Annotated in this window: 21 protein-coding genes; 12 read left to right on the top strand and 9 right to left on the bottom strand. The window is 70.9% G+C overall.

Annotation, left to right across the window (positions count from 1 at the left end; translation table 11 throughout):
• Window positions 1–9: 9 nt before the first annotated feature.
• Genes AB0C26_RS27290 through AB0C26_RS27300 form a run of 3 tightly spaced genes read right to left on the bottom strand, consistent with a single transcriptional unit; the run spans window position 10 to window position 2,491 of the window.
• Window positions 10–774, bottom strand: a complete 765-nt coding sequence (locus AB0C26_RS27290; RefSeq protein WP_360253227.1) for an ABC transporter permease — start codon at window positions 772–774, stop codon at window positions 10–12.
• Window positions 771–1,541 (bottom strand): ABC transporter permease, encoded by a 771-nt coding sequence (locus AB0C26_RS27295; RefSeq protein WP_360253229.1) that lies wholly within the window; start codon window positions 1,539–1,541, stop codon window positions 771–773. The genes AB0C26_RS27290 and AB0C26_RS27295 overlap by 4 nt, the downstream gene beginning before the upstream one ends.
• Window positions 1,538–2,491: an ABC transporter substrate-binding protein gene (locus AB0C26_RS27300; protein ID WP_360253231.1), complete on the bottom strand. Its 954-nt coding sequence runs from the start codon at window positions 2,489–2,491 to the stop codon at window positions 1,538–1,540. Before AB0C26_RS27300 ends, AB0C26_RS27295 begins: the two co-directional genes overlap by 4 nt.
• A 109-nt stretch (window positions 2,492–2,600) precedes the next feature.
• Here AB0C26_RS27300 and AB0C26_RS27305 point away from each other — a divergent pair, with 109 nt between their 5' ends.
• The 5 genes from AB0C26_RS27305 to AB0C26_RS27325 all read left to right on the top strand — a co-directional run bounded on the left by AB0C26_RS27305 (window position 2,601) and on the right by AB0C26_RS27325 (window position 9,045).
• The gene (locus tag AB0C26_RS27305; RefSeq protein WP_360253233.1) at window positions 2,601–3,374 is read left to right on the top strand and encodes an IclR family transcriptional regulator C-terminal domain-containing protein; all 774 of its coding nucleotides are present in this window, start codon (window positions 2,601–2,603) and stop codon (window positions 3,372–3,374) included.
• 34 nt (window positions 3,375–3,408) lie between these two features.
• Window positions 3,409–4,476, top strand: coding sequence for a hypothetical protein (locus AB0C26_RS27310; protein WP_360253235.1), 1,068 nt, complete (start codon window positions 3,409–3,411; stop codon window positions 4,474–4,476).
• A gap of 89 nt (window positions 4,477–4,565) precedes the next feature.
• Window positions 4,566–5,876, top strand: a complete 1,311-nt coding sequence (locus tag AB0C26_RS27315) for an endo-1,4-beta-xylanase (protein WP_360253237.1) — start codon at window positions 4,566–4,568, stop codon at window positions 5,874–5,876.
• Window positions 5,877–5,905: 29 nt separating this feature from the next.
• Window positions 5,906–7,177, top strand: a complete 1,272-nt coding sequence (locus tag AB0C26_RS27320; protein ID WP_360253239.1) for a PHB depolymerase family esterase — start codon at window positions 5,906–5,908, stop codon at window positions 7,175–7,177.
• A gap of 197 nt (window positions 7,178–7,374) precedes the next feature.
• Complete coding sequence (locus AB0C26_RS27325) at window positions 7,375–9,045, top strand: helix-hairpin-helix domain-containing protein (protein ID WP_360253241.1); 1,671 nt, start codon at window positions 7,375–7,377, stop codon at window positions 9,043–9,045.
• A 42-nt stretch (window positions 9,046–9,087) separates the two neighbouring features.
• Here AB0C26_RS27325 and AB0C26_RS27330 read toward each other — a convergent pair whose 3' ends face one another.
• The 3 genes from AB0C26_RS27330 to AB0C26_RS27340 are packed head-to-tail and all read right to left on the bottom strand — an operon-like array spanning window position 9,088 to window position 12,051.
• Window positions 9,088–9,705, bottom strand: coding sequence for an SMI1/KNR4 family protein (locus tag AB0C26_RS27330; protein ID WP_360253243.1), 618 nt, complete (start codon window positions 9,703–9,705; stop codon window positions 9,088–9,090).
• Between the two features lie 23 nt (window positions 9,706–9,728).
• Complete coding sequence (gene pstS, locus AB0C26_RS27335; RefSeq protein ID WP_360253245.1) at window positions 9,729–10,778, bottom strand: phosphate ABC transporter substrate-binding protein PstS; 1,050 nt, start codon at window positions 10,776–10,778, stop codon at window positions 9,729–9,731.
• Window positions 10,779–10,788: 10 nt separating this feature from the next.
• Complete coding sequence (locus AB0C26_RS27340) at window positions 10,789–12,051, bottom strand: hypothetical protein (RefSeq protein WP_360253247.1); 1,263 nt, start codon at window positions 12,049–12,051, stop codon at window positions 10,789–10,791.
• Window positions 12,052–12,208: 157 nt separating this feature from the next.
• Between AB0C26_RS27340 and AB0C26_RS27345 the strand changes: the two genes are divergently transcribed.
• The 4 genes from AB0C26_RS27345 to AB0C26_RS27360 all read left to right on the top strand — a co-directional run bounded on the left by AB0C26_RS27345 (window position 12,209) and on the right by AB0C26_RS27360 (window position 15,814).
• Window positions 12,209–13,054: a phosphotransferase gene (locus AB0C26_RS27345; RefSeq protein WP_360253249.1), complete on the top strand. Its 846-nt coding sequence runs from the start codon at window positions 12,209–12,211 to the stop codon at window positions 13,052–13,054.
• Between the two features lie 24 nt (window positions 13,055–13,078).
• On the top strand, window positions 13,079–14,470 hold the full coding sequence (locus tag AB0C26_RS27350; protein WP_360253251.1) for an MFS transporter: 1,392 nt from the start codon (window positions 13,079–13,081) through the stop codon (window positions 14,468–14,470).
• Window positions 14,471–14,518: 48 nt separating this feature from the next.
• Complete coding sequence (locus AB0C26_RS27355) at window positions 14,519–15,292, top strand: methyltransferase domain-containing protein (RefSeq protein WP_360253253.1); 774 nt, start codon at window positions 14,519–14,521, stop codon at window positions 15,290–15,292.
• Between the two features lie 135 nt (window positions 15,293–15,427).
• A complete protein-coding gene (locus AB0C26_RS27360) occupies window positions 15,428–15,814 on the top strand; it encodes a nitroreductase/quinone reductase family protein (RefSeq protein WP_360253255.1) in 387 nt (128 codons plus the stop codon).
• On the opposite strand, the gene AB0C26_RS27365 is transcribed toward AB0C26_RS27360, so the two are convergent.
• The 3 genes from AB0C26_RS27365 to AB0C26_RS27375 form a co-directional block, all read right to left on the bottom strand.
• Window positions 15,801–16,265, bottom strand: coding sequence for an SRPBCC family protein (locus AB0C26_RS27365; RefSeq protein WP_360253257.1), 465 nt, complete (start codon window positions 16,263–16,265; stop codon window positions 15,801–15,803). The genes AB0C26_RS27360 and AB0C26_RS27365 overlap by 14 nt on opposite strands.
• Window positions 16,262–16,591: a metalloregulator ArsR/SmtB family transcription factor gene (locus tag AB0C26_RS27370; protein WP_360253259.1), complete on the bottom strand. Its 330-nt coding sequence runs from the start codon at window positions 16,589–16,591 to the stop codon at window positions 16,262–16,264. The genes AB0C26_RS27365 and AB0C26_RS27370 overlap by 4 nt, the downstream gene beginning before the upstream one ends.
• Window positions 16,592–16,674: 83 nt before the next feature.
• Entirely contained in the window at window positions 16,675–17,928 is a 1,254-nt protein-coding gene (locus AB0C26_RS27375; protein WP_360253261.1) for an erythromycin esterase family protein, read from the bottom strand.
• A gap of 182 nt (window positions 17,929–18,110) precedes the next feature.
• Between AB0C26_RS27375 and AB0C26_RS27380 the strand changes: the two genes are divergently transcribed.
• The 3 genes from AB0C26_RS27380 to AB0C26_RS27390 are packed head-to-tail and all read left to right on the top strand — an operon-like array spanning window position 18,111 to window position 22,128.
• The gene (locus tag AB0C26_RS27380) at window positions 18,111–18,641 is read left to right on the top strand and encodes a nitroreductase family deazaflavin-dependent oxidoreductase (protein ID WP_360253263.1); all 531 of its coding nucleotides are present in this window, start codon (window positions 18,111–18,113) and stop codon (window positions 18,639–18,641) included.
• A gap of 9 nt (window positions 18,642–18,650) precedes the next feature.
• Window positions 18,651–21,392: an AAA family ATPase gene (locus AB0C26_RS27385; protein ID WP_360253265.1), complete on the top strand. Its 2,742-nt coding sequence runs from the start codon at window positions 18,651–18,653 to the stop codon at window positions 21,390–21,392.
• A 25-nt stretch (window positions 21,393–21,417) separates the two neighbouring features.
• Window positions 21,418–22,128: a 3-keto-5-aminohexanoate cleavage protein gene (locus tag AB0C26_RS27390; RefSeq protein ID WP_360253267.1), complete on the top strand. Its 711-nt coding sequence runs from the start codon at window positions 21,418–21,420 to the stop codon at window positions 22,126–22,128.
• The last annotated feature ends 62 nt before the right edge of the window (window positions 22,129–22,190 follow it).

Below are 22,190 nucleotides of genomic sequence, written 5' to 3' on the forward strand. Positions count from 1 at the left end.
GACGATCCCTCATGACTTGCGCTGCGCGTCGCGCAGACCGTGGTACCAGCGGAGGGCACGCCCCTCGGCGAGCCGGAACAGCAGCGACAGGGCGAAGCCGAGCAGGCCGAGCAGCAGGATGCCGCTCCACATCTCGGGGATGGCGAAGCTGCGCTGGAACTGGACGATGGTGAAGCCGAGGCCGTTACTGGCCGCGAACATCTCGCTGATCACCATCAGGATGATCGCGATGGAGAGCGCCTGCCGCAGCCCGGCCGCGATCTGCGGCGAGGCGGAGGGGAGGATTACCGTACGGATCGACGCGAGGCCGCGTACGCCATAAGCCTTTGCGGTGTCGAGCTGGACCGAGTCGACTGCCCGGACCCCCTCGACCGTGTTGAGCAGGATCGGCCAGACACAGCCGAAGACGATCACAATGATCTTCATGCCGTTGCCGATGCCCGCGAACAGCATGATCACCGGGACGAGGACGGGCGGCGGGATCGCGCGGAAGAATTCGAGCACCGGTTCCACTGTGGCTCGGAGCCGCCGGTTGAGTCCGATCGCGACCCCCAGCGCCACCCCGACCGCCGCTGCGATGATATATCCGGACAGAAGCCGCACCAGGCTCGGCAAGACGTCGGCGCGCAGGCGCTCGGGCATCCAGGTATCGACGAAAGCGCGCAAAATGTCGCTTAGCGGCGGCGCGTAGAAGTTCTCGCTGCCCTTGCTGAGGAAGAACCAGCCCAGGGCCAGCAGAAGGGGCAGGCCGGCGACATAGAGGAAACGCTTCACGCCGGGACCTCCCCGCGGACCGACTGATGCCAGGACAGGGAGCGGCGCTCGAAGACCCGCGCGGCCAGGTTGATGGCCACGCCGAGCAGGCCGGTGACCGCGATCAGGGCGTACATGTCCGGGACCGCGCCCGAGGTCTGGGCCACCGCGATCAGCTTGCCGAGGCCGGGCGCGCCGATGACCAGCTCGGCCGTGACCGCGAGGACCAGCGCGACCGAGGCGGCCAGCCGGATGCCGGTGAAGACGTACGGCAGTGCGGTCGGCCAGAGCACGTTGCGGATCCGGGCCCAGGTGCTGAAGCGGAAGCTGCGCGCGGTCTCGTCGGCGATCGGGTCGACGTCGGCCACGCCGTACAGCACCTGGACCAGCACCTGCCAGAATGAGGCGTAGACGACGAGCAGCAGCACCGAGCCCAGGTCGGTGCCGTAGAGCAGCACCGCCAGCGGGATGAGCGCCACCGAGGGGATCGGGCGCAGGAACTCGATAGTGGACGCCGTGGCCGCGCGCAGCACCGGGACCGCGCCGACCACGATGCCGATGAGCACGCCCGCGACGACCGCGATCAGCAGGCCGAGGGCCCACCCGGTGAGGGTGTCGCCGACGGCCTGCCAGAACGCGGTGGTGCCGAGCTCGCCGGCCAGCGCCGCCGCGATCTCGCTGGTGGGCGGCAGGTAACTGTCGTCCACCAGGCCGAGTCGCGGCAGCAGCTCGACCACCAGGAGCAGCCCGGCCAGGCCGGCCAGGCCGAGCAGGGCCTTGGATCTCACGGCAAGATTTTCGACAGGTCGGGGGTCGCGCCGTCGAAGATGCCGTCCTTGGCGCCGAGGTCGGCCAGGGTCTGCACCGAGTCCTTGTTGATCTCGGTCGGCCACTTGGGGAGGATCAGCGCGGCCCGGGTCTTCTCGTCGATCTTGGTGTACGTGCCGAGGATCGCCCGCACCTCGTCGGGGTGCGAGTCGGCGTACGTGAGGGACTCGTTGATCGCCTCGGTGAAGCGCTTGACCAGGTCGGCGTCCTCGCCCTCGAGCTTGGCCGAGGTGAAGTAGGCGGCCACCGACAGGTTGGGCGCGGCGTCGACGAAGTTGGACGCGACGATCCGCGCGCCGGCCGCCTTGGCCTGCGAGAGTTGCGGCTCGACGAGCCAGGAGGCCTCCACCTGCCCGCCGGCGAGAGCCGCCGGCGCGTTGGGGAACGGCATCTCGACGAAATTGATCTTCGACGGGTCGCCGCCGGCCTTGCGCACCGACTCGCGCACGGTGGTGTCGCCGATGTTCTTCAGCGTGTTCACCGAGATCTTCTTGCCGGCCAGGTCGGCCGCGGTCTTGACCGGGCTGTTCGCGTTGACCACGACGGCGCCGAAGTCCTTGCCCTGTTCGCCGACGGACGAGACGCCGGCCGAGACCGCCTTGATCGGCACGTTCTTGGTCTGAGCGAGCAGCAGCGAGGTGAAGTTGCTGAAGCCGAACTGGAACTGGCCGCTGACCACACCGGGCACGATGGCGGCGCCGCCCTGGCCGCTCTCCATGGTCAGGTTGATCTTGCGGTTGGCAAAGAAGCCCTTCTGCTGGCCCAGGTAGATCGGGGCCACGTCGACGATCGGGATGACGCCGACCTTGACCTGGTCGACGCTGTCACCACCGCTGTCTTCAGACGATCCACATGCCCCTGCGCCGGCGACGAGGGTCGCTATAGCTACACCTATCAGGACACGCCGCATAACGTTCCTCCGGTTTATGGTGTGCGCATTGCGAACAAACGTTCTCATAAGGAACGCTAGGATGTGCCCCGTGTCACGTCAATGATCTTTATCAATTGGATAGCGATCTATGAGGGAACCCCATCACGTCCAGTCGCTCGAGCGCGGCCTCGCGGTCATCCGCGCCTTCGACGCCGACCATCCCGAGCTCACCCTGAGCGAGGTGGCGAGGATCTGCGGCCTCACCCGGGCCGCCGCGCGCCGCTTCCTGCTGACCCTGGCCGATCTGGGATACGTACGGACGGACGGGCGGCTCTTCTCGCTGACGCCGCGGGTACTCGACCTCGGGTACGCCTATCTGTCGAGCCTGACGCTGCCGGACGTGGCCGCCCCGCACCTGGAGCGACTGGCCGCCGAGCTGCACGAGTCGTCGTCACTCTCCGTTCTCGACGGTGATGACATCGTCTATGTGGCACGGGTACCCACCTCGCGGATCATGGCGGTCGCCATCACCGTGGGCACCCGCTTTCCCGCGTACGCGACGTCGATGGGGCGGGTACTGCTGGCGGGATCCTCCAATTTAGACGCCTATCTCGCCCGTGTCCGCCCGGAAAAGCTGACAAACCGAACGATCTCCTCGGCCTCGTCGTTGGCCGCGGAGATCGACAAGGTACGGGCCCAGGGCTACTCGATCGTCGACCAGGAGCTCGAGGAGGGGCTGCGGGCGATCGCCGCCCCCATCCACGACCGCTCGGGAGCGGTGGCCGGCGCGGTGAACGTATCGGTCCAGGCCGCCCGGGCGACAGTCGACGTCATGCGACGCCGGTTCCTGCCGCCGCTGCTCGCCACGGCCGCCGCCATCGACGCCGACCTCCGGCGCACCGCAATCATCCGGATCGGGTGAGGCGCGGCGCGCCCGGCCCAACGACGGTCTATCCATGAGCGCCGGGGCGACGACAGTGTTCCTGGCAGTGGTGGCTGCCCGCTTCATCGTTCCGCTGTTCATCCCGCGCTATCCGCTGCCGGCCATCCTGGCCGCGCTCATCCTCGACGGCGTCGACCAGACGATCTTCCAGACCTTCGGGTACGACCCGCCCGGCTACCAGAACTACGACAAGGCGATGGACGTCTACTACCTCGCCATCGCGTACCTGGCCACGCTGCGCAACTGGGCCAGCATGCCGGCCGTGTCGATCGCCCGGGTCCTGTACTTCTACCGGCTGGCCGGGGTCGTGCTGTTCGAGTTCACCGGCTGGCGGGCCATCCTGCTGATCTTCCCCAACACCTTCGAGTACTTCTTCATCGCGTACGAGGTGATCCGCCTTCGCTGGAACCCCACCCGATACGGCTTCCGCTGGTGGTGCCTGCTGGCCGCCGCCATCTGGATCTTCGTGAAGCTGCCGCAGGAGTGGTGGATCCACATCGCCCAGCTCGACGTCACCGACACCGTGGCCGCCTATCCGGTCGCCGCCGCGGTGGTCGCCCTGGTCGCCGTGGGCATCGCGATCGGCGTCTGGATCTGGGCCCGGCCGCGCCTGCCGCGCCCGGACTGGTCGTGGCACGTGCACGCCGACCCGCTGCCACCCCGCCCCGGCACCGCCCCGCGGCTGCTCTCCGCCGCCACTCTGGAGAAGGTCGTCCTGATCGGCCTGCTCAGCGTGATCTTCGGCGAACTCCTGCCGGATCTGCGCTCGACCGGCCTGGAACTGTTCCTCGGCGTCGCCGCCTTCGTCGTGGTGAACGCCGCGGTCACGCTCGGGATCGCCGGCACCTCGCTCAAGGCGGCCACCATGGCCGGCGCCTTCGCCGCCCGACTCGTGCTCAACGCCGGGCTCGTCCTCGTGGCCGCGTGGCTGTTGGGCCGCGGCGACCTCAACGTGGGCGCCACCCTCTTCTTCGTCGTCCTGCTGAGTCTGCTGACACTGCTGGACGACCGCTACCGCCCGGCCTACGAGAGCCGAAAGTTACGGGAATCCGCCGTTGTATCTTCCGGAACTAGTCGTTAAAGTTTCGATCGATCCGGGTCACTGTCTTCTGCTGCGGCAACGAGGTCGGGCAAGCCTCCGCCGCTTCATGCGTTTGGAAAGGCTTCGGCATGAGATCCCGCTTCCTTGCCCTCGCGCTGTTCATCCCCGCCGCCGGCGTATTCCTCGCCGGCTCCGCCGACGCGGCCACCACGCTCGGCGCCTCGGCGGCGGCCACCGGCCGCTACTTCGGTACGGCCGTCGCCGCGTACAAACTCAGCGACACCACCTACGCCAACATCCTCAGCACCGAGTTCACCTCGGTCACCCCGGAGAACGAGATGAAATGGGACGCCACCGAGCCGTCCCAGGGCACGTTCTCCTTCGGCTCCGCCGATCAGATCGTCAACCTCGCCACCTCCCAGGGCAAGAAGGTACGCGGTCACGCGCTGGCCTGGCATCAGCAGCAGCCGCCCTGGGCGCAGAACCTGAGCGGCACCGCCCTGCGCACCGCCATGGTCAACCACGTCACCCAGGTCGCCACCCACTACAAGGGCCAGATCGACTCGTGGGACGTGGTGAACGAGGCCTTCGCCGACGGTGGCAACGGCGCCCGCCGCGACTCCAACCTCCAGCGCACCGGCAACGACTGGATCGAGGTCGCCTTCCGCGCCGCGCGCGCGGCCGACCCCGCGGCCAAGCTCTGCTACAACGACTACAACACCGACGGGCAGAACGCGAAGAGCAACGCGGTCTACGCGATGGTGCAGGACTTCAAGACGCGCGGCGTGCCGATCGACTGCGTCGGCTTCCAGTCCCACTTCAACGCGCAGTCGCCGCTGCCGGCCGACTACCAGGCCAACCTCCAGCGCTTCGCCGACCTCGGCGTCGACGTGCAGATCACCGAGCTCGACATCGAGGGCTCGGGCACGGCCCAGGCCTCGTCGTTCGCCGCGGCCACCCGGGCCTGCCTGGCCGTGACCCGGTGCAACGGGATCACCGTGTGGGGCATCCGCGACTCCGATTCGTGGCGCGCCAGTGGGACCCCGCTCCTCTTCGACGGCAGTGGGAACAAGAAGGCGGCCTACACGGCGGTTCTGGACGCGCTGAACGGCGGGCCCACCACCACTCCGCCGCCCACCACCACTCCCCCGCCGTCGGAGTCCGGGTGCACGGCCGCCATCACGCTCAACCAGTGGAACGGAGGCTTCGTGGCCACCATCCGCATCGCCGCCGGAAGTTCCGCGCTCCGGGGATGGACCGTCGCGGTGACGCTGCCGTCGGGCGCCGCCGTCACCAACACGTGGAACGCCTCGCGTAGCGGGTCGTCCTTCACGAACGTCTCCTACAACGGGTCGGTCGCCGCCGGCGGCTCGACCGAGTTCGGCTTCCAGGGCACCGGCACCGGCCCCTCCACCGCTACCTGCGCGGGGCAGTCATGATCAAGCGTCTGCTGTCTTTCATGGCTTTCATGGCGACCGCCGTCATCGGTGTTTCGCTCGCCGCCGCCCCGGCCTCGGCGGCGTCGCTCCAGGAGGTCACCGGCTTCGGGACCAACCCCACGAACCTTCGGATGCATCTGTACGTGCCGGACCGGCTCCCGGCCACGCCGGCGCTGCTGGTCGCGGTGCACTACTGCACGGGAACAGGCCCGGCCTTCTATTCCGGTACGGAGTTCGCGTCGCTGGCCGACCAGTACGGCTTCATCGTGATCTACCCGTCGGCGACGCGCAGCGGCCAGTGCTTCGACGTGTCCAGCCCGGGCGCGCTGCGGCACGACGGCAACAGCGACCCGGCCGGCATCGTGTCGATGGTCCGCTACGTGCAGCAGCGGTACGGCACCGACACGAACCGCACGTTCGTCACCGGGGCCTCGTCGGGCGGCATGATGACAAACGTGCTGCTCGGCGACTACCCGGACGTGTTCGCGGCCGGCGCGTCGTACATGGGCGTGCCGTTCGGCTGCTTCGCCACAACCGACGGGTCGCTCTGGAACTCGGCCTGCGCCAACGGTCAGATCTCCCAGACCCCACAGGCGTGGGGCGATCTCGTACGGGCGGCCTACCCCGGATACAGCGGCCGGCGCCCGCGCGTGCAGCTGGTGCACGGCACCACCGACGCGACGCTGCGGTATCCGAACTTCGGCGAGGCCATCAAGCAGTGGACCAACGTGCACGGCGTCAGCCAGACGCCGGCGCTGACCGACTCGCCGCAGTCCGGCTGGACCCGCACCCGGTACGGCTCGTCGTCGGCCCAGGCCCCGGTCGAGGGGATCAGCGTGGCCGGGGTGGGGCACTCACTGCCGTTGAGCGGCATGGCCCGCCTAGCCATCACGTTCTTCGGCCTGGACTCCACCACGCCGACGACTCCCCCGCCCACCACCACCCCGCCGCCGACCACCCCGCCCCCGAGCACCCCGCCGCCGGGGACGTGCCGGGTCACGGCGGCGGTCAATTCCTGGAACACTGGCCTGACCGAGCAGATCACCATCGCCAACACCGGCACCGCGGCGATCAACGGGTGGAGCCTCGGTTTCACCCTGCCCACCGGCCAGACCATCACGTCCGGCTGGAACGCCACCTACAGTCCGGCCTCGGGCCCGATCACCGCCCGCAACGCCAGCTACAACGGGGCTCTGGCCCCCGGGGCCTCAATCACCATAGGCTTCCAGGCCACACACACTGGGAACAGTGCCGCACCGTCCGGCTTCACGCTGAACGGGGCAGCCTGCTCCTCCACCTGATCTCCCGAGATCAGGCAGGCGCCGCCGCGGGACCGTCCCCCGCGGCGGCGCCCTTTTAATTTCTCATCCATTAGTGACGAATCACTGACGGCCGGTGAGCTTTGTCGTCCCGTCGGTACCACCCTCATGGTGTCCAAACGGCGGGATGTGCAAAGCTGCGCGCTAAATCTGAATTCCTCGTTGTCCGGAGGCCCTTGATGGCATTCGTCTACCTAATTGCCGGGGTCGTGATCGGCTTCGCCGCCGGCTGGCTCCTGCGCCCGACCCGCAAGACCGGCAAGCCCGCGCTTACGCCCGTCGCCGCCGCCCAGCCCACCTCCGCCCCCACGGCGGCCGTGGCCACCACCCCCACTCCGGCCACCGAGGACCACAAAGCCACCACCACGCCGGAGCCCACCTCAGCCCTGTCCCCCACCACGACGGCCGACCCCGACCCCATCGCCACCTCACCGGTCCCCACTTCACCGGTCCTCACCTCACCGGTCCCCACCTCGCCGGCCTCCACCTCGCCGGTGCCCACCGAGCCCGCCACCACTGACGAGCCCACTCCCGCGACGCCCGCCGACGAGGTCGCCGCACCTTCCCCTGACGACGCGCAGACCGAGCCGGCCACGACCACGCTTTCCGTCACCGCGCCCGTTTCCGCCGCGTCCTCCGCCGACGAGCCCGCCGCGTCCTCCGCCGACGAGCCCGCCTCGTCTTCTGCTGACGACGAGCCCGCTCCGGCGGAGTCCGCCGACGATGACGAGCCGACGACCACCAAGCCGGAAGCCGCCACCCAGCTGGAACCGGTCGTCCCGGCGATCGAGCCGAACCAGGCCGACGAGCCCGAAACCGAAACCAACTCGGCCGCCGCCACGGACTTGCCCGTAGAGCCCGAACAGACCGAAAAGCTCGAGCCCGTCGCCGCCTCCGAGCCGGCCACAGCCCTTAAGCCGGCCGCCGCCTTTGAGTCGGCCACCGCCTCCGGCGCCGCCGCCGACCTTCAGCCGGTCACCGACCTCGAGCCGGTCACCTCCAAGGCCGAGCCGGCCGCCGACCTCGAGCCCGTCGGCGCCGAGCCGACCGTGGTCGCGGGGCCGCAGTCGGTCACCGACCTCGAGCCGGTCGCCGAGCCCGCCGGCGCGGTCGTAGCCGAGCCGGAGCCGGCCATCGCCGAGCCGGTAGCCGCCGACATCGCGGAGCCGAAGTCGGACGCTGCCCTCGTTGCGGAGACCGAGCCGGCCGCTGCCAACGCCGAGCCCGAGCCGGCCCTTGCGGCCATCGGGCAACCCGAGCCGACCGTCGCGGAGACCGAGCCGGCCGTCGCGGTCTCGGAGAACGAGGCGGTCGCTGACGGGGCCGGGACTGAGCCGGTCGCTGCGGTGCCCGTGTCCGAGGAGGCAGCGGCGCCGATGGTCAAGCCGAAGCGGACCCGGGCGCCCCGGCCTCGGCCGGTTGCGGAGCCTGTGGCGGCCGAGGTGCCGGTGTCCACTGTCGACACCGTTGCGGCCGTTCCCGGTGTGGCGGAGAGCGAGCAGGTCGCGGCGGTTCCCGCGCCGGTTGCTGTCGCGGCCGTGGCCGAGCCGGCGAGTTCCCCGGTCGCCGAGACCGTTGCCGCTGTGCCGGGTGTCTCCGAGGCCGAGGAAGTTGCCGTCGCGCCGGTGGCGGTTGCGGTGGCTGAGCCGGACGACCTGACGAAGATTCCCGGTGTGGGGCCGAAGATCGCGATCGCGCTCGCGGCGGGTGGCTTCACCACGTACCGCCAAATCGCCGACGCCGACGCGACCACCTTGCGCGCCGCGATTCTGGCCGGCGGGCTGCGGTCGGCGCCGTCGGTGGCCACCTGGCCCGAGAAGGCCAAGCAGCTGCTCGACACCGGCAACTGACCGGCACCGCCCCGATGCCCGGCGAGTCACACTCGCCGGGCATCACTGTTTCCGGGCCGCGGCCCAGATGTCGCCGCCCTCGGCCCACGTTCCGAGCCACTCGTGGAGCGACGGAGTGACCTGGCGGACGCCGTCCCGGGGGCTCTCGCCGTCGTGCGGGTCCCAGCCGTCGGCGTCGTACAGCAGGACCGGGTTGCCGGGCTTTGCGAAGTCGGTGTACCAGTACATGGTGCAGCCGCCGGGAGCGAGCTCGAACCACGACTCGGGCCGGCCGTGCTCCCGATCCCGCCGATGGAGCGCGCCCACCTCGTCGATCCTGGTGAAACCGCGGGGACCGGGGCCGAACCCGCCGTCGGCGACTTCCCTGTACAGGCGCCTGAGCAGTTCGGGCAGCGGTCGCCCGATCTGCCGTTCGGCGTTCTCGACATCGGCCGCTGTGGCGGGCGGGTGGAGCGGGCCCCGCGGTGCGTCCCGGTAGTACTCGATCGCCTCGACCGCGCCGGCCGCATAGAAGACCATGCCGTCACTGCGGAAGGCGCGGCCCTCCCGGGAAATCTCCCCATAGTGCCGTGTCGCCCACTCGACGGGAACGGGAGCGTCGTCGAAACGCCAGGCGGGATCGTAGGCCCGGGCTCGAAGCGTTTCCAGGAGGAGTTCCACGCGGACAGAATCGCATGGGAACGTCAGAGGGAATTGACGGCAGCTGATACTCGGTCGCGTAAGGAGTCCGGTAGGGGCGCGTAGCCCAGGCTTGTCGCCGTTTGCTGGCCGGTGGGGCTGGCGGCGTACGTCAAGAAGCTCTTGACCAGGGCGGGTGTGCCCGAGCGGCAGACGATCTCGTAGGTGACCAGGACCAGGGGGTAGGCCGAGGGGTCCTTGGTGGTGTAGTCGATCTGGAGTTGGAGGTCGTGGCCGGCGCCGGTGACCTTGGCCGCGGCTACCGTGCGGGCGGCGGCCCCGTCGGTCAGCGGGACGAACACGCCGGCGGCGTTGCCGACGTGGGCGGTCGGGAGGTGGTGGAAGCGGGCGTACGAGGACTCGACGTAACCGATCGCGCCGTCGGTGCTTTCGATGGCCGCCACCACGCGGTTGCTGCCGTGCTGGGCGAGGCCGCCGGGGGCGGGCCAGGCCGGGCCGGGCGGGAAGGGCCAGTCGGCCCGGGCGGTGGCCGCCAGGAACCTTGTGAAGTTGTCGGTCGTGCCGGAGCTGTCGGCGCGGTGGATCGTGCGGACGGGAGTCGAGGGCAGGGTCAGGCCGGGATTGTCCTTTGTGATCCGTGGGTCGTCCCAGGTCCTGATCTTGCCGGTGAAGAGGGCGGCGATCGTGGCCGGGGCCAGGCGCAGTTCGTCCACGCCGGGCACGGTGAAGGCCAGCGCGATCGGGCCGATCACCATGGGCAGGTGGACCACGGGGCCGGAGGCGCAGCGGGCGGTCGCCTTGGCCACGTCGGCGGCGGCGACCGGGGAGTCCGAGCCCACGAAGGTGCCGGTGCCGCCGTAGAAGGCGCGCAGGCCGGCCCCGGAGCCGGTACTGGCGTACACCAGGGAAGCCTTCGGGCAGCTCACCTGGTAGTTCTTGATCCAGGCGCTGATCGCGGTGGCCTGCGCCGACGAACCCTGCGCGGTGACGGAGCCCTCGGCGCAGGCGATCGGCGCCGCGTCGCCGTCGGTGCGCGGCGCGCCGCAGGCGCCCACGGCCAGCAGCAACGCCAGGGCCAGCGCGCGGAGTCTCACTGACACTCCCTCATCGGTATTCGGCGAATCGCCGGCGGACGGAGAACGGCACCAGCAGGATCACCAGGCCGAGCACGCCGACCGGGATCCAGGTCCAGCCGGTGAGCAACCGTGACGTCGTACGCAGGGCGTCGTCGAAAGCGTCCCGGCGCTCGTCGGCGATCGCGGCGACCGCGGCGTCGTAGTAGGAGAAGTCGAACACGGCGTCACCGCGGCGGATGCCGGTCAGGTAGCCGATCGCCGACGCGTCGCGGCCCTGGTCGGCCAGGGTGAGGATCCGCCCGTGCGCTTGCCGGTAGGCACGCCATCGGGTCACGACCTGATCGGTGTCGTACGGGCTGACGTCGCTCCCGGCCGCAACGGCGCGCAGCCCCGCCTCGCCGTCCAGGAAATCGGCCTTACGGTCGAAGTCGTGCTTGTAGAAGGCGAGCTTGTCGCTGATCAGGTAGCGGCTGGTGTCGGCGGCGGCGTCGTAGCTGACGGCCCGCGCCGAGGAGAGCGCCAGGAACGGCCGCAGGCTGTCGTCGCGGGCCGCGCCGAGCCGCTGCTCCTGCACGACCAGGACGGCGATGGCCGGCCCGGCCAGGGCCACGGTGAGCAGGGTGGCGACGATCAGGGCGGGGTTGAACAATCGGCGGAACCGGCGGGCCAGCCAGACCTGGAAGGCCAGAAGCAGAACCATCAGGGCGAGACCCAGAAGCGCGGCCAGGGCCACGGCCCACATCTGCGTGGTCTGTTTGGCGGCGTACGCCCGGTCGAGCCTCTGTTCGCTGAGGGTGCGGAGCCGCTCGGCTTCGGGGAGCAGGTCGAGGTGAAGCACGTTGGTGGCCTGCGTGTAGTAACCGGCGGCACCCGGACCGGCGGTCAGGGCCTGCCAGACCCGCTCGCGGTAGGTGGACAGGCCGTCCATCAGGTCGAGGACGCCGACCGAGGAGGCCATGAGCGTCTGAAGGTCGGCGTCGACCTGGCGCCCGCGCTCCCGGTAGGTGCCGAGCGCGTCGGTCTGGCTGTTGGCCAGCGACTCCTTGCCGTTGCTGAGGACCAGGCGGGCGACCTGCGCGTCCATGTCGCTGAGCGCGAAGTACAGATCGGCGGCGGTGGCGGCCTGCGGCGCGGCGTCGTCACCGATGACCCGAACCTGCTCCTGGACCCGGGCCATCAGCAGGCTGGTGCTGACGAGCAGGGCGGCCGCGGTCAGCACGATGACGGTCACCCAGCGGCGCAGGCGGGCCGGGGTTCCCGTTTTCCGAAGCCCTTCGAGAACTGCTGGCACAACGGCCACGGTAATGCACGCCAGCAATTTTCCGATCGCCGGAAGATCGAATTCCTGCCGTTTACCTCACGTCCATGAAAGGGCTCCCCGCATGTCATCTGAACCCCGCGTTCACCTGCGTAAAGCACCCTTGGCCGCGATATGCCGGAAATGGGGTTTGGACCTCGCCGAGGCCGATCCGCTGCAACATTCGGTCCACGCGGTCATCCGTTTTCCCCGCGCTCGAGTGGTGATCCGGCTGTCCCCCGATTCTCTTTCCGATTCCCATTTGGTACGGGTGGCAGCCGCGCTCACCGAAGCGGGCGCGCCCACCGTGCGGCTGTGGACCCCGGAACCGGCGCGGGCCGAGGGCTGGTCGGCCACCGCCTGGCACCTGCTGCCGCCCCCACCGCCGGAACGCTTCCCGGCCGCCGCCCTGGCGGAGCCGTTGCGCCGGCTGCATCGTTGCCGCTTGCCGATCGAGTTACCGCCGTGGGATCTGCCCGGCACGATTCACGCCGCTGTGAACCGCCCGTTGCCGCCGGACTGGGCCCCAGCCGCGCTCGGCCTGACAACCGAGGATCTGCGCGGTCGGCTGGCCGCTATATGCCGCGAAATTGCGGACGAATTGGCAGCGGGCCCGACCTTCGGTGAATTAGGGGTGGGGACGGTGCATGGGGATGCGCACACCGGCAATCTGCTTCGGGATCCGGGGCGTGGGGCGGTGCTGTGCGATCTCGACACTGTGGCATGGGGGCCGCCCGAGGTCGATCTCGTGCCGGCGGCCCACGGGGTGGAGCGGTTTCGGCGTGACCCGGGTGACTATGGGCGGCTGGTGGAGGTGTACGGGTTCGACGTTCGGGATTCGCCGGCGTGGCCTGCTCTGCGGCGGCTGCGAGATCTTCAGCTGGCCGTCTACCCGCTGGCGCGGCCGCCCGCCGGTGATGAGCTGGCCCGGCGGGTGCGCACGGTTCTCGACGACGACCACGATGCGGTCTGGGCGCGCTTCGGTGGGTACGCCTGAGGGCGTACGCGTATAAACGATCTTGTGTCGCGTCGTTATCTGGTTCTTGCCATCTGCTGTTGCAGTCTGTTCATCGTCGGCATGGACAACACGATCGTGAACATCGCGCTGCCGTCGCTGCAGGACGATCTGGGCGCGTCGCTGTCGGGGCTCCAGTGGACGATCGACGCGTACACCCTGGTCCTGGCCAGTCTGCTCGTGCTGGCCGGGTCGACGGCCGACCGGATCGGGCGGCGGCGGGTGTTCCAGACCGGGCTTGCCCTGTTCACCGCGGGCTCGCTGCTGTGCAGTCTCGCCCCCAGCCTCGGATGGCTGATCGTCTTCCGGATGGTGCAGGCCGTCGGCGGCTCGATGCTCAACCCGGTCGCCATGTCGATCATCACGAACACGTTCACCGACGCCAAGGAGCGGGCCCGGGCGATCGGCGTCTGGGGCGCGGTCGTCGGGGTCAGCCTGGCCGTCGGGCCGGTGCTCGGCGGCTTCCTGGTGCACGCGATCGACTGGCGGGCGATCTTCTGGGTCAACGTGCCGGTCGGCGTGGCCGCCTTCCTGCTGGCGTGGCGGTTCGTGCCGGAATCGCGGGCGCCGCACCCGCGCCGGCTCGACCCGGTCGGCCAGGTCATCGTGTTCGTGCTGCTCGCCTCGGTCACCTACGGGATCATCGAGGGTCCCGGCGCCGGCTTCACCTCGCCGAAAATCCTCGGCTGCTTCCTGCTCGGCGCGCTCGCCCTGGCCGCACTGCTGCTCTACGAGCCGCGGCGCGCGGAACCGCTGATCGAGCTGCGCTTCTTCAAGAGCGTGCCGTTCAGCGGGGCCACCTTGATCGCGGTGTCGGCGTTCGGCTCCCTGGCCGGCTTCCTGTTCCTGAACACGCTCTACCTGCAGGACACCCGGGGCCTGTCGGCCCTGCACGCCGGCCTGTACACGCTGCCGTTCGCGGCCATGACCGTCGTCTTCTCCCCTCTCTCCGGCCGGATCGTCGGCTCGCGCGGCACCCGGCTGCCGCTAACGCTGGCCGGCGTCGCCTTCGTCGCCGGCATCCTGCCGCTGACCCAGCTGACCCCGGACACCCCGGTCTGGCTGCTGTTCGCCTGCTACGTCGTGTTCGGCTTCGGCTTCGCCATGGTCAACTCCCCGATCACCCAGACCGCCGTCTCCGGCATGCCCCGCGAGCAGGCCGGCGTGGCCGCCGCCATCGCCTCGACCAGCCGCCAGGTGGGCACCTCCCTGGGCGTGGCCGTGATCGGCGCGGTGGTGGCCGGCAGTACCGCCGGCTTCGCCGAGGCCAGCCACGCCGGCTGGTGGATCATCGTCGGCCTGGGCGTCGCCGTTCTGCTCCTCGCTCTGATCACGACGGGCCGCTGGGCCCGATCCACCACCCGGCTCACGTCGGGAACGCCCACCCACCAGACCTGACGAAGTGCCGTCTCCCCCGGGGATGCGCCCGGCTGCCATGCTGGCCCAATGAACATCATCGACGTGTTCGACCGCGTCTCCGGCGAGTACGACAGCGTCGGCGTCGACTTCTTCAAGCCGATGGCCGAAGCGGTGGTCCGGGCCGCCGCGCCGAGGCCCGGCGACCGCGTCCTCGATGTCGGGTGCGGCCGGGGTGCCGCCCTGCTGCCGGCCGCCCGGCTCGTCGGGCCGACCGGTCATGTCACGGGCATCGATCTCGCGCCCGGCATGGTGTCGCGCACCGCCGCGGCCACCGCCTCGCTGCGCAATGTGACCGTGCGGCTCGGCGACGCTCAGGACCCGGACTTCCCGGCCCGGTCCCTCGACGTCGTCACCGCCGCCATGGTGCTGTTCTTCCTGCCCGATCCGCCGGGCGCCCTGGCCACCTATCGCCGTTTCCTCAAGCCCGGCGGCCGCCTCGCCTTCAGCTCGTTCGCCGCGCCCGACCCCCGCCACCGCAACGTCATGCGCATCCTGGCCCGCATCGGCGACGATCCGCCGCCGGACCACAGCCACCACGCCATGTTCGGCTCGGTGGAATCGTTGCGCTCGGCGATGGCACAGGCCGGTTTCTCCCGTACGAAGGTGAGCGAACTCGACATCAGGAGCCACTTCCGCGACGCCGAGCAGCTGATCGGCTGGATCGGTTCGCATGCCGGGCGGCGGCTGCTCGATTCCGTACCGCCGGAACGCCGGCCCGAAGCCACCGCCGCCGTGGCCGACTATCTCGATTGGCCGACCACCTTCACCACGAGAATCCGGGTGGTGACCGGCGGCGTGTGACCGCTAAGGTCACTCTCGTGACTGCCGGGTCGGCCTCGGGCCATGACTTAGTGGGGCACCCGGCCGACATTTGATCCGGGGGCCGCCTTCTGTTCGGTGATGAGACGTCCGTCGACACCGAGCAGAAAGCGACTCATGCCCAACCCGTACAACAAACAGATCATCGACGAGTTCCGCGCCGGCCGGGGCCGGGCCGGGCTCATCCTGCTGACCACTCGCGGCGCCCGGACCGGGGCTCAGCACACCACGCCGCTGGCCTGCCGTCCGTACGAAAGCGGCATTGTGGTCATCGCCTCCGCGGCCGGGGCGCCGAAGAACCCGGACTGGTTCCACAATGTCCTGGCCGACCCCCGGGTCAGGGTCGAGGACGGCACACGCTCCTACGACGCCGTGGCGACCCCGCTGGCCGGGGCGGACCGGGACCGCGCCTTCGCCGAGGCGGCCGCCGACGATCCGGGCTGGGCCGATTATCAGGCCAAGACACCCCGGATCATCCCGGTGGTCGTACTCACCCCTGCTTGATCTTCTCGAGGTGGGCGTCGAGGGCCCGGTAGGACTCCTCGGCGCCCACCTCCATGCCGCTCTTCAGCATGCCGTCGCGGTCGTCTGGGCTGCTGAACGTGCTGGTGCAGGTGACCGTCGTGACGCCGCCGGACTCGGTGAACACGAACTTCTCGACGGCGACGTGGCCGGCCATCGGCTCGTACTCGAAGGTCCAGGTGAAGCCGTTCGGCGGGTCGATCTCGCGGACCTCGCCGCGGAACGGGTGCTCCCGGCCGTCGGCGTGCTCGACGAAGCGCCACTTGCCACCGACCGTGAAGTCGAGTTCGACGTCGAGCGGGTTGCCCCGGCCCCACCAGTGCCGCAGGTGCTCGGCCTGGGTGTGCGCGGCGTAGACGAGCTCGCGGGGGGCGGTGAACGAGCGGGACATGACGATCGTGGTGTCGGTGGGGGTCTGGACGGTGATGCTCACGATTCCTCCTGAAGGTGTTCCAGGTAGGTGTCGAGGGTGTCGTAGCGCTGCTCCCACAGCCGCCGGTACTGCTCGGCCCACTCCGCGACCGCCCGCAGCGGCGCCGGCACGATGCTGCACCGTCGCCACTGGGCCTCGCGGGTGCGCGCGATCAGGCCCGCCGCCTCCAGCACGTTCAGATGCTTGGAGATCGCCTGCGGGCTGATCGGGAACCCGGCGGCCACCTCACCGGCCGTGGCGTCCCCGGTCGCCAGCCGGGCCAGGATCGCCCGCCGCGTCGGATCGGCCAGGGCGGCGAAGACGCCGTCGATCGGGTCCGCGGTCATGATCAGCTCTACCCACTCTCTAAACCTCTCGGTTTATCAACCGATGGGTTTAGATTACGCTGCGACGGCTGTCCGTCAAGGGGTCAGACACCACTGGGGTAGGTCTCCGGCTCGCGGGCGTCGATGTGGAACGGGTGCAACGGGCGTACGGCCGAGGTCTCGTCGAACCAGAGGAAGGCGTCGTAGCGGTCACCCAGCACCGACGGGACGTAGTTGGCCCAGTTGTCGCGTTCGGGGCGGTAGACGACGCCGATCGCGCGATGCGACAGCGGGTCGACGAGGAAGTCGGGGCGATCCGCGATCGGCGGGAAGACGAACAGCGCCCGCGGGGGCGCCTCCGCGTGCAGGATCTCCTCGAGCGAGCCGGACCGGCCCGGCGGCACCGGCATGACCTCCATCGGTGAGCCCCAGTCGCGGCCGGCGATCACCGTGCCCCGGTAGCCCCCGAAGCCCACCAGCGCCACCTGGTCGGCGCCGTAGCGCTCGCGGGCCAGGGAACCGATCGTCACCTCGCCGTGTGCCGCCTGGTCGGTGGCGTTGGCGTCGCCGACGTGGGTGTTGTGGGCCCAGACGACCGCCTGGGCGCCGTCGCCGTAGTGGTCGAGCAGGCGGGCCAGGGTGGCGTCCATGTGCCGGTCGCGGATGTTCCACGAGGCCGGGCCACCGGCGATCATCGACCGGTAGTAGTGCTCGGCTCCCGCCACCACCTCGGCGTTCTGCCACACCGCCAGGTCGCGGCCGCGCAAGTCGATGAGCATCCGGACGACGTCGTCCTCGCAGCAGGCGTTGACGAACCGGGTCGCCCACGCGTACGCGTGCGGGTCCTCGGCGAACGGCTCGAAGCAGCGGTAGGCGGCCAGCGCGGCCGGGACCTGGGCCGGGTCGTGCTCGCGCAGCCAGGTGAGGATCAGGCGCATCGACTCCCACAGCGAGTAGACGTCGAGCCCGTGGAAGCCGGCGCCGCGCCCGTTGTTGAGGTTGAAGGCGCGCAGCCAGAGCGCGAAGTCGGCCACCTCCTCGTTCGCCCACATCCAGGTCGGCCACCGCTCGTAACCTTTCAGCGCCTCCTCGGGCCGCGCGCTGCCGCCCCGCACGGTCGCGTCGACCCGTTCGCAGTCCGGCCAGTCGCCCTCGACCGCCACGAACGAGAAGCCGCGCTCGGCGATCAGCCGCCGGGTGAGCGCGGAGCGCCACTCGTAGTACTCGTGCGTGCCGTGGCTGGCCTCGCCGATCATCACCACCCGGGCCGAGCCGATCCGATCGATGAGGATGTCCAGATCACCCTCGTCGACCAGGGGCCGGGCGATCGCCGCCACCTCATCTCCGTACCGGTGCATGCCTTGGCGATACCCTCGCCGTTTCGCCCCATACGTCCGACATACCCGGCAGACGTACGGGCGGTGGGCGCGCACAATGCGATGATGTCCCTCTTCGAGGCCGCCGCCGAGGTGATGTCCTACTCTGCGGCGGACGCGGTGGTCCCCCCGACCGCCTCCATGCCCCGTTGGGATCTCGCACCATGACCTACAACTACGCGCGGGCCGGCGCGACCCGCCAGGCGATGCGCCGCGTGTGCGCGACCGCACCCGCCTCGTGGGCGTTCGCCCGGTTCCTGCATCGCATCGACCGGCCCCTGTTCCGGCTCACCGACGGCCGGCACACCTTCGCCAGCCTCGTCACCGGCCTGCCCGTCGTCATGCTCACCACGACCGGCGCCCGCAGCGGCGCCCGGCGCACCCTCCCGCTGCTCGGCCTGCCCACCTCGGAGGGCCTGGCCGTGATCGCCTCGAACTGGGGCCAGGACCGCCACCCGGCATGGCACTACAACCTGCGGGCGAACCCACACGCGACAGTCGTCGTCGACAACGAGACCCGCGAGGTCACCGCGGTCCTGGCCACCGGCGACCGCCGCGACCGCATCTGGGAGCAGGGCCTGAAGATCTACCCCGGATGGGCCCAGTACGCCCGCCGGGCCCCGAACCGCGACATGCCCGTCTACGTGCTCGAACCGGCGATCCAGCCCGAGCGGCACGGAACGGAGCACCGGTAACCTGGCCTCGTGCGAACCTTCCGTGGCGGTGCCAGCCCGGTGATGATCGGGCGCGAGAGCGAACTGCGCCGGCTGGTGCGGCTCGCTCCGCCGGCGTCCGGGGGCGCGGCGGTCGCGGTGATCGCCGGCGAGCCCGGCATCGGCAAGACGCGGCTGGTGCACGAGGTGCTGGCCCAGGTTCCGCCCGAGACGGTGGTGCTGGTCGGACAGGCCGAACCGGGGTCGCTGTCCCGGCCGTACGAGGTGCTCCTGGACGCCATCGACGGTCGGCCCGAGGTCGACGAGGAGCAGCTGGCCGCGCTGGCCGACGCCAGCCGGAGCCCGGTCGAGCGGCTGCACACGGGGCTGGCCATCCTGGCCGACCTGATCGGGGACGCGCCGGCGGTCATCGTCTTCGAGGACCTGCACTGGGCCGACTCGGAGAGCGCGGCCCTGTTCGAGCGGATCGCCGACCAGCGCGGCCCGCGGCTGCTGATCGGCACGTACCGGCCGGACGAGGTGGACCGGCGGCAGCCGGTGGCCGGACTGCTGGCGCGGCTGGAACGGCGGCACGCGGTCACCCACGTGCGGCTGGATCGCCTGACCCCGGCCCAGACGGCGGCCCTGCTCGCCGCGGTCACCGGCGCGCCGGCGCCGTTACGGGCCGCCACGGCGCTGCATCACCGCACCGGCGGCAACCCCTTCTTCCTGGAGGAACTGCTGCGAGCCCTTCCCGGGTACGCCGTGGAGGCGCTCGTCGAGCAGCCGCTGCCGTGGAGCCTGGCCGAGGTGCTGCGCCGCCAGGTCGACGACCTGGAACCGCTCAGCCACCGGATCGTCGAGGCGGCGACCGTGCTCGGCCACCGCATCCCGTTCGACCTGCTCGCCGACGTGACCGGCGCCGGCGAGGACGAGCTCATCGCCGTGCTGCGCGACCTGGTCACCCGGGGCGTGCTGGTCGAGTCCGGTGAGGACGAGTTCGCGTTCCGGCACGCGCTGGTCCGCGAGGCGATCGCCGACCAGATGCTCGGCCGGCAGCGGCGCCGGCTGCACGAGGCCGCGCTCGACGTGCTGCTGCGCGGCGGGACCTCCGACCCGGCCATGGTGGCCCACCACGCGCGCGGCGCCGGGCGGTACGACGACATGATCGCGGCGGCCCGCGGCGGCACCGCCCTCTATTTGTCGATCGGCTCCGCCTACCAGGCGCTGCAGCTGGCCGAGATGGGCCTGGACGAGGTGCCCGACGACACCGATCTGCTGGCCGGCGCGGCCCGGGCGTCGTGGCTGGCCGGGCTGCTGGACGACGCCCTGCGCTACGGGCGGCGCTGGCACGGCCTGGCCCCGGCCGCGACCGACCGGGCCGAGGCGCTCTACCTGCTGGTGCGCATCGCCTGGGAGTCCCGCGAATACGACCAGATGCGGGCCCTGACCGGCGACATCGAGACCCTGATCGCGCAGCTGCCGCCGGGCGCCGCCCAGGCCCGCGCGATGACGGCCATCGCCCAGTCGTCGTACCTGCGTGACGAGTTCGAGGACGCGCTGCTCTGGTGCGACCGGGCGCTGGCTCTCGCGGCCGAGTTCGACCTGCCCGCCGTACGGCTGACCGCGCTGCTGGAGAAGGGCTCGACGCTGACCGAGCGGGCACAGAGCTCGGCCGAGGGCCGGGAGATCCTGTCCGCCCTGGTCGACGAGGCCGAGAAGGCCGGCGAGTGGGTGCTGGCCGCCCGGGCCCTGAACAAGCTGGTCCAGGACGCGCCGCCCACCTCGCCGGCCGAGCACGCCGAGATCCTGGAGCGGATGCGGGTCGACGCCGAGCGGGCCGGCCTGGAGTCGCTGTCGGTGGCCACGTACTTCCAGGGCCGGGCCCGGCTGGCCATCCGGGCCGGTGACCTGCGCGCGGCCATCGCCGCGCTGGAGGAGGGCCGCGAGCAGGATCGCGGTTACCAGCGCCGCGGCCGCTGGGCCGACTTCCACGGTGTCTTCCTGGCCGGGCTCTACCTGGAGGCCGGCGAGTTCGACCGGGTCGACCAGATCATCGACGACCTGGCCATGCTGCCGAACAACCCGCCGACCACAATTCCCGGCCTCGCCTTCCACCTGGCCTGCCGCCGGCACGACCTGCCGAGGGCCGAGGCGGCCCTGAAGGAGTTGATGGCCGATCTGGCCGAGCAGAACTGGCGCAGCGGCGAGCAGGCCCACGACCTGGTCTCGGCCGCGCTGGAGCTCGGCCTGCCGGTGGACCGGCTCGACCGGACGGCCGCCGTGCTGCTCGACGCCGAGGTGTGGGACGCCTACCGGACACTGGTCGAGGCGCAGCTGGCCGAGGTGCACGGCCGGCTGGCCGAGGCCCTGGCCGGCTACGAGTCGATCACCGAGGATCCGGCGCTGGGCCCGGCGCTGCGCGGCACGATCCGGGCCGGCGCCGCGCGCTGCCTGCTGGCCCAGGACCGGCGGGCCGAGGCGACGGCGCACGTCGAGGTGGCCGCGTCCCTGCTGCGGGGGTGGGGCGGCTGGCGGGTGGCCCAGCTCGACCAGGTCCGGGCCCGGCTCGGCCTGGCCCCGGCCGACGCGCCGGAGGCCGTCACCGGTCCGGCCGCCCTGACGCCGCGCGAGCGGGAGGTGGCCGTGCTGATCAGCGACGGGCTGACGAACACCGAGCTGGCCCGGCGCCTCTACATCTCGCCCAAGACGGCGGCCGTGCACGTCTCCAGCATCCTGCGCAAGCTGGGCATCGCGTCCCGCACCGAGGTGGCCGGCGTCATCGGGCGGTGAGCGGCCGTCGTGCACCATGGCTGGTGTGTGGATCAAAGCTTGCCTCAACGGTGGCCGCCCGTCGCCGGCGCCGATCACTCCGGACGAGCTGGCCGACGCCGCTGAGAAGGCGGCCGAGGCCGGAGCCGCGGCCGTTCACGTGCACCCGCGGGACGCCGATGGGCGGGAGTCCCTGCACGGCGACGACATCGGCGCCGCCGTCACGGCGATCCGCGCGGCCTGCCCCGGGCTTCCGGTCGGGGTGTCGACGGGCATCTGGATGACCGGCGGCGATCCGCGGCGGCGGGCCGAACTGGTCGCCGGGTGGCGGGTGCGGCCCGATTTCGCCTCGGTGAACGTCCACGAGCCGGGCTTCGCCGATCTCGTACGTCTCCTCGACGGCTCCGGGGTCGGTGTCGAGGCGGGTGTCTGGTCACCGGCCGATGTGGACGCGCTCGAAGGGCTGCCGCTCCTGCGGATCCTCGTCGAGATCATCGACGTGCCGGCCGACGCGGCCGTGGCGGCGGCCGACGCCATCCTGCGGCGGGTTCCCGAGGCGCTGCTGCACGGCGAGAACGACGCCTGCTGGCCGCTCATCGCGCACGCCGGGGCTCTGGGCCTGCCCACCCGGATCGGGCTCGAGGACACCCTGACGCTGACCGACGGCACGCCGGCGGCGGACAACGCGGCGCTCGTCCGGCGCGCCCGGACAGTGTGGACGGACGCGCGCCGGAAACACGAGAATACGTACGGTTAAAGTGCGGTATCGGTTGATCGATTCGGGCGAATGTCGCGTATCTTGATCCGGCCGGAGGGAGC

Source organism: Actinoplanes sp. NPDC048796, from assembly GCF_040650035.1.
Lineage (GTDB): Bacteria > Actinomycetota > Actinomycetes > Mycobacteriales > Micromonosporaceae > Actinoplanes.